We start from the raw sequence: 7056 nt of genomic DNA, 5'->3' as shown, positions 1-7056 counted from the left end.
GTCGGCATGGCCACCAACATCGCCCCGCACAACCTCGTCGAGGTCGTGCAGGCCCTGCGCCACCTCATCGAGCACCCCGGAGCCGACCTCGACGACCTCATGCGCTTCGTGCCCGGGCCCGACCTGCCCACCGGCGGCAAGATCGTCGGTCTCGACGGCATCCGCGACGCCTACGCGACCGGCAACGGCTCGTTCCGCATGCGCGCGACCACCCGGATCGAGAACATCACGCCCCGTCGCAAGGGCATCGTCGTCACCGAGCTGCCCTACAACGTCGGCACGGAGAAGGTCGTCGAGGCGATCAAGAAGCTCGTGCAGGCCAAGAAGCTGCAGGGCATCTCCGACATCAAGAACCTGACCGACCGTCACAAGGGCCTGCACCTCGTGATCGAGGTGAAGAACGGGATCGTGCCCGAGGCGCTGCTCGAGCAGCTCTTCAAGCAGACGCCGATGGAGTCCTCGTTCTCGATCAACGCGGTCGCGCTCGTCGACGGGCAGCCGCGGACGCTGGGCCTCAAGCAGATGCTCGAGGTCTACCTCGACCACCGCTTCCAGGTCGTGCGCCGCCGCAGCGAGTTCCGTCGGGCGAAGGCGGCCGACCGGCTCCACCTCGTCGAGGGCCTGCTCGTGGCGATCGTCGACATCGACGAGGTCATCCAGCTGGTCCGCAGCAGCGACAACCGCGGCGAGGCGCGCACCCGCCTGATGGGCGTGTTCGACCTCAGCGAGGCGCAGGCCGACTTCATCCTCGACCGGACGCTCGGCAGCCTCACCAGGTTCTCCCGCATCGAGCTGGAGAAGGAGGCCGACGAGCTGCGCGCCACCATCGAGCAGCTCGAGGAGATCCTCGGCGACGACACCGTCCTGCGCGGCGTCGTCTCCGACGAGCTCGCCGAGGTCGCCCAGAGCTTCGGCACGCCGCGCCGCACCGTCCTCCTGGAGTCCGCGGGCCAGACCGTCACCGCCACGGCGTCGCTCGAGGTCGCCGACGACCCGTGCTTCGTGCTGCTGTCGGCGACCGGCCTGCTGGCCCGCACCACCGACGCGACGCCGTTCGGCGACGTCGGGAACCGCGCGAAGCACGACGTGATCGTCTCCGCAGTCGCGACGACGGCCCGCGGGCAGGTCGGCCTCGTGACGCAGGACGGCGTGGTCCACCGGCTCGACGTCCTCGACATCCCCGCGCTGCCGCCGACCGCGTCGGCGCCGCACGTGCAGGGGGGGATCCCGCTGCGTGAGCTGCTGTCGACCCCTGCCGCGCCGATCACGCTGATGTCGTTGTCCGACGACGGGCCCGGGATCGCCCTGGGCACCCGCGCGGGTGTCGTCAAGCGGGTCAAGCCCGACCCCGTCCTCACCCGCGACGCGTGGGAGGTCGTCAGCCTCGCCGACGGCGACGTCGTGGTGGGCGCCGCGCCGCTCGCGACGGGCGAGGAACAGCTCGTCTTCGTCACGTCCGACGCCCAGCTCCTGCGCTTCGAGGCCGGTCTGGTGCGGCCCCAGGGCCGTGGCGGCGGTGGGGTCGCCGGCGTCAAGCTCGCACCCGGACAGCGCGTCGTCGGCTTCGGCGTCGTCGGCGACGTCGACTCCGCGCACGTCCTCACCATCGCCGGCTCCGGTGACGCGCTCCCCGGCACGCAGACGGGCGCGGCCAAGGTCACGCCCCTGTCGGCCTTCCCGGCCAAGGGACGCGCCACGGGAGGGGTGCGCTGCCAGCGGCTCCTGAAGGGCGAGGACGGGCTGATCCTGGCGTGGGTGGGCGACGGCGTGCCCCTCGCCTGCGCCACGAGCGGGTCGCCGGTCGACCTGCCTGCGGTGGACCCCAGGCGCGACGGCTCCGGCGTGCCCGTGGCCCAGCCCGTGCTGGCCGCCGCGTCGCCCGCGGCACTCCTGCCGGGACTCCCCGTCGTGCGAGACTGACGCCGTGCGCCCTCTCACCCGAACCGCGTCCATCTCGCCGCTCCGGGCGGCCCTGCTGCCGCTCGCGCTCGTCCTCGCCGTGCTGCTCGCCGGCTGCACGGGCGGCGGTGACGACGGCGGCTCCACGGACACCGCCGCCGTGCAGAAGCGGCTCGACGCTGCCAAGAGGACCATCGACGACGCCGAGACGGTCGACGTCTCGCTGACGACGTCGTCGGTGCCGGACGGCGTGTCCGGCCTGCTCTCCGCGACGGGGAAGGGCAACCACTCCCCCGCCTTCGAGGGTGACGTGAAGGTCTCCTCCGGCGGTGCCACGCTGACCGCCAAGGTGATCGCCGTCGACGGCACCGTCTACGCGAACACGGGCATCACGCCGGGCTACCTCACGATCGATCCCGCGTCGCTCAAGGCACCCGACCCGGCGGGCCTGCTCGACCCCGACTCCGGTCTCACGAGCATCCTCGCCTCCACGGAGGACCTGAAGACGGGCGACCAGTCGCGCGACGGCCGCGACGTGCTCACCTCCGTCACCGGGACGCTCCCCGGCTCGGTCGTGGCCGACATCATCCCGTCGGCCTCCCGGCAGGGGACGTTCACGGTCACGTACCGGCTGACCGACGAGGACGAGCTGCGCGACGCCAAGATGACCGGGCCGTTCTACGGCGAGGGCTCGAAGGTCACCTACACGGTCAAGCTCGCCACGTCGGACGAGCCCGTCACGATCACGGCTCCCGCCGCGACCGGCGGCCGCTGACCCGTGGCGGAACCCCGCGGCCCCGGCGACGTCCGGCTGGCCTCGCGCACCTTGCTCGGCCTGGCCGCGGTGGCCATCGCGTTCGCGGCGGCCGACACGTACGTCGTCGTGCTCGCGCTGCCCGACATGATGTCGGCGAGCGGCCTCGACGTCGACGAGCTCCAGCGCGCGGCCCCGATCGTCTCGGGCTTCCTGCTCGGCTACGTCGGGGTGCTGCCCCTCATCGGACGGATCTCCGACCTGCGCGGCCGGGTGCCGGTGCTGCTGGGGTCGCTGGTCGTCTTCGCCGTCGGGTCCCTGGTGACCGCCGCGGCCTACGACCTGGAGACCATCGTCGCGGGACGTCTCCTGCAGGGTGTCGGGGGCGGCGGGCTCATCCCCCCGACCCTCGCGCTGGTCGCGGACCTGTGGCCCCCGAAGCGGCGCGGCCTCCCCCTGGGCGTCGTGGGTGCGGTGCAGGAGCTCGGCAGCGTCCTCGGACCGCTCTACGGCGCGGTGGTGCTGGCGTTCGGGTCGTGGCGTGACATCTTCTGGGTGAACGCCGCCGTCGGCCTGCTGCTCGCCGCGGTCATGCTGCGGCTGCGGGACGCGGCCCCGTCGACGGAAGAAGCTACGGCGACCGACCGTGGTCGCCCCGACCTGCTGGGCGCCGGCCTCCTCGCCCTCTCGCTGCTCGGTCTGTCGCTCGTGATGCTGGAGCCGCAGCGGCTCGTCACCGGCGTCACCTCGGGCCTGGCGTTCCTGCCGGTCACCGGCGACTCGCGGTGGCTGACACCCGTCGCGCTCGTCACCTACGCGCTCGCGGCGCTTCTGCTGGTGCGGCAGGCCACCGCCCGACGGCCGCTCGTGCAGTGGCGCAGCTGGGGCGAGGTCGCGCGCAGCACCGACCTGGTGGGCGCGGGTCTGCTCACGCTGGCGCTCGCCGCCGTCATCATCACGTTCGCCTCGGCCGAGCCCGAGTCGGGCGCGATCTCGCCCGCTGCCCCCTGGCTGCTGCCGGTGGCCGCGGCGGCTGCGGCCGGCTTCGCCTACCGCCAGCGGACCGCCGCCACACCGCTCGTGCCGCGCGGCGCCCTCGCGTCCCGCCCCGCCTGGGGCGCGCTGGTGGTCTCCTTCGTCGTCGGCGCCTCCCTGATCGCGGCGCTCGTCGACATCCCGTTCTTCGCCCGTCTCACCGTCTACCGCGACTCCCAGCTCGACGCCGCGCTGGTGCTCGTCCGGTTCCTCGTGGCCCTGCCCGTCGGCGCGGTGATGGGCGGCTGGCTGCTGCGTCGCGTGCCCGCCGCGTGGATCACCGCCGCGGCGATGCTGATGAGCGCACTCGCCTTCCTGCACATGGCGACGTGGGACGCCCAGTCGCTCGCGAGTGGGTGGGAGACGCTCTCGCTCGTCGCAGCGGGTCTCGGCTTCGGCCTGGCGATCGCCCCGGTGAACGCGGTGCTGCTCGAGCACACCGCCGACGCGGTGCACGGGGTGGCGAGCGCCCTGCTGATCGTGGCGCGCATGGTGGGCATGCTGATCGGCATCTCCGCGCTCACGACCGTCGGCCTGCGCGCCTTCTACGCGGCGTCGGAGAAGATCCCCCCGGCATCGGAGGTGTGCTCGGGCGCGGTCCAGCTGTGCCAGGCCTACCGCGACGAGGTGCGCGACGCCGGGATCGCCCAGCTGCACGCGGTGTTCGTCGGGGCGGCCGTCTGCGCTGCGGTCGCAGCGGTCCTCGCGCTGTGGTTGTTGCGTGAGGCACCTAACAGGCGGGCGCGAAACACCGGCGGTACGATGCCGGTGTGACGGACTTCGACGATCTTCTCGCAGCCAACCGGACCTTCGCCGACTCCTTCTCGCTCACCGGCTTCGACGGCATCGCGCGTGCCGGCGTCGCCATGGTGACGTGCATGGACTCGCGCATCGACCCCCTCGGCATGATCGGCCTCCAGCCCGGTGACGCCAAGATCCTGCGCAACCCCGGCGGTCGCGTCAACGACCCGGAGCTCGTAGCCCTGGTCCTCGGCTCGCACCTGCTGCAGGTCAAGCGCGTGCTCGTCGTCGAGCACACGCGGTGCGCGATGGCCTCCTCCACCGAGGAGCAGATCCACCAGCGGGTCTCCGACAGCACCGGCACCGACGCCACCTGGATGTCGATCGGACCGATCTCGGACCAGAAGCGCCAGATCCGTGCCGACGTGCACCGCGTGACGTCGCACCCGCTCATCCCCGACAGCGTCGAGGTCGGCGGCTTCATCTACGACGTCGACACCGGTCTGCTCGAGCAGGTCGTCTGACGACCCCTGCGTCCCCAGGACGACTGCACGACGCCCTCCTCCCGGCCTGGGAGGAGGGCGTCGTCGTGCGGGGACCGTCTCCGCAGCCGTGGTCAGTCGAGGCGGGTGCCGTCGAGGCCGAAGGTCCCGCGTGTGGTCGTGGAGCCGTCGGTGACGTCGACGACCAGTCTCGGCTCGGTGCCGCTCGTGACGACGTGCAGCTGCACGTCCGGCGACGCGTCCGGACCCACCTCGAGCAGCGTCGTCTCCACGATGTCCTGGACCACGGACGGGGCGACGTCGGCCAGGTCGACGGGTGAGGCCGCCGGGTCGAGCCCGGTCGGCTCGCCGACCGGCTCCCACTCGACCCCTCGGAAGACCCACTGACGGGCGGTCGTGCCGTCGACGACCGTGGCGGTGCCGCTGCCGTCGCGCACGTCGTACGTGGTGACGGTCGCCGCGCCGGCGTCGTCGTCGAGGTCCGCGACCTGCAGGTCCCACCACGTCGCGGCGTCGGGCACCGTCACGCCGTCCTTCTCGGTGTAGCCGTCGTCCGCGAGCCCGACGTCGTCGGAGGACCCGGAGTCGAAGCCGTCGTCGATGGAGCCGGCGACGCCGACGAACACCACGACGGCGACGATCAGCGGCACGAGGAAGACCGCGATGACGGCGATGACGCCGCACCCGATCTTGCGCTCCGTCGTCCACCCGCTGGGCTGCGGGCCCGCCGCGGCTCCCGAGCCGGAGCCGCCGTAGGAGGGCGGCGCCCAGCTGGGACCCTGCCCGGCCGAGGCTGGCAGACCTGCCGAGGGAGGCGGCAGGGACGGGGCCGAGGGGGTCGGCAGGTCCCGCGGGGCGACCGGGTCGAGGTCGGCGACCGGGGGCGGCATCCCGAAGGGCGGTGCACCCAGGTCCGGCGAGGTCGGCGTCGGCGGGCGGCTCTCGAGGTCGCGCAGGACCATCGCGAGGTCGCCCTTGGTGGAGGCGGCGTCGATCTGCTCGAGGCGCAGGGCCCGGTCGGCGGCCGTGATGCGACCCTCCGCGTACGCCTCGTCCACCATCCGGCGTGCCCGCCGACGGTCGCCGCGGCTGGCGCCGCTGGGGTCGCTGATGTCGCTCACGGCGGCAGCGTAGCGGGACGGACGTCCGGTTCCGGTCAGGCGTCGATCAGGTCGGAGTCGACGTCGTAGGCGCTCTGCACGATGAACTCCTTGCGCGGCGCGACCTCGTTGCCCATGAGGAGCTCGAAGACCGCCGCGGCCTGCTCGGCGTCGTCGACGGTGAGCCGACGCAGGGTGCGATGGCGGGGGTCCATCGTGGTCTCCGCCAGCTGGTCGGCGTCCATCTCGCCGAGGCCCTTGTAGCGCTGGATGGGGTCCTTCCAGCGGACGTTGCGCCGCTTCAGGTCCGCCAGCGTGCGCTGGAGCTCCGCGTCGGAGTAGGTGTACTGGTACTTGTCCTGCCCCTTCTTCGGGTTCGTCAGCTCGATGCGGTGCAGGGGCGGTACGGCCGAGAACACCCGACCCTGCTCGACGAGCGGGCGCATGTAGCGGAAGAAGAGGGTGGCCAACAGGCAACGGATGTGGGCGCCGTCGGAGTCGGCGTCGGCCATGAAGATGATCCGGCCGTAGCGGGCCTGGTCGAGGTCGAACGTGCGCCCGGACCCCGCACCCACGACCTGGATGATCGAGGAGCACTCGACGTTCTTCAGCATGTCGCCCACGCTGGCCTTCTGGACGTTCAGGATCTTGCCGCGGATCGGCAGCAGCGCCTGGAACTCCGAGTCGCGCGCCGACTTCGCCGTGCCGAGCGCCGAGTCGCCCTCGACGATGAACAGCTCGGTGCGCTCGGCGTCGCCCGCGCGGCAGTCGGCCAGCTTGGCCGGCAGGGCACTGGACTCCAGGGCGTTCTTGCGGCGCTGGTTGTCCCGCTGCTGGCGTGCCATGAGACGGGTCCGCGACGCGGCCACGACCTTCTCCATCACCTGCCGCGCCTTCGCCTTCTCGGCCGCCTTCGTCGACGTCAGGAACGCCTTGAGCTCGCGGGAGACGACCTGGTTGACGATGCGCGTGACGGCCGGCGTCCCGAGCACCTCCTTGGTCTGTCCCTCGAACTGCGGCTCGG

General features: G+C 72.5%; 6 protein-coding genes. 4 read left to right on the top strand and 2 right to left on the bottom strand.

Features of this window, described 5'->3' with window-relative positions:
* The 4 genes from A6Q79_RS13660 to A6Q79_RS13645 all read left to right on the top strand — a co-directional run.
* Nucleotides 1-1920: DNA gyrase subunit A (locus tag A6Q79_RS13660; RefSeq protein WP_317698622.1), on the top strand; the 1920-nt coding region annotated here is incomplete at its 5' end.
* 4 nt (nucleotides 1921-1924) lie between these two features.
* The gene (locus tag A6Q79_RS13655; protein ID WP_286691069.1) at nucleotides 1925-2674 is read left to right on the top strand and encodes an LppX_LprAFG lipoprotein; all 750 of its coding nucleotides are present in this window, start codon (nucleotides 1925-1927) and stop codon (nucleotides 2672-2674) included.
* A gap of 3 nt (nucleotides 2675-2677) precedes the next feature.
* Nucleotides 2678-4462: an MFS transporter gene (locus tag A6Q79_RS13650; RefSeq protein ID WP_169795970.1), complete on the top strand. Its 1785-nt coding sequence runs from the start codon at nucleotides 2678-2680 to the stop codon at nucleotides 4460-4462.
* Entirely contained in the window at nucleotides 4459-4953 is a 495-nt protein-coding gene (locus A6Q79_RS13645; RefSeq protein ID WP_286691070.1) for a carbonic anhydrase, read from the top strand. The genes A6Q79_RS13650 and A6Q79_RS13645 overlap by 4 nt, the downstream gene beginning before the upstream one ends.
* Nucleotides 4954-5045: 92 nt before the next feature.
* Here the strand turns inward: A6Q79_RS13645 and A6Q79_RS13640 are convergent, their stop codons facing one another.
* Together A6Q79_RS13640 and A6Q79_RS13635 are read right to left on the bottom strand one after the other, a co-directional pair.
* On the bottom strand, nucleotides 5046-6053 hold the full coding sequence (locus tag A6Q79_RS13640) for a DUF1707 domain-containing protein (RefSeq protein WP_067857066.1): 1008 nt from the start codon (nucleotides 6051-6053) through the stop codon (nucleotides 5046-5048).
* Nucleotides 6054-6088: 35 nt separating this feature from the next.
* The coding region (locus A6Q79_RS13635) for a toprim domain-containing protein (RefSeq protein WP_317698621.1) at nucleotides 6089-7056 on the bottom strand (968 nt) is incomplete at its 5' end.

Origin of the sequence: Aeromicrobium sp. REDSEA-S32_B7 (assembly GCF_001626145.1) — a bacterium.
Classification (GTDB): Bacteria; Actinomycetota; Actinomycetes; order Propionibacteriales; family Nocardioidaceae; genus Aeromicrobium; species Aeromicrobium erythreum.
The sequence above is the reverse complement of the archived record's forward strand: the minus strand, read 5'-3'. Positions and strand labels throughout refer to the sequence as shown.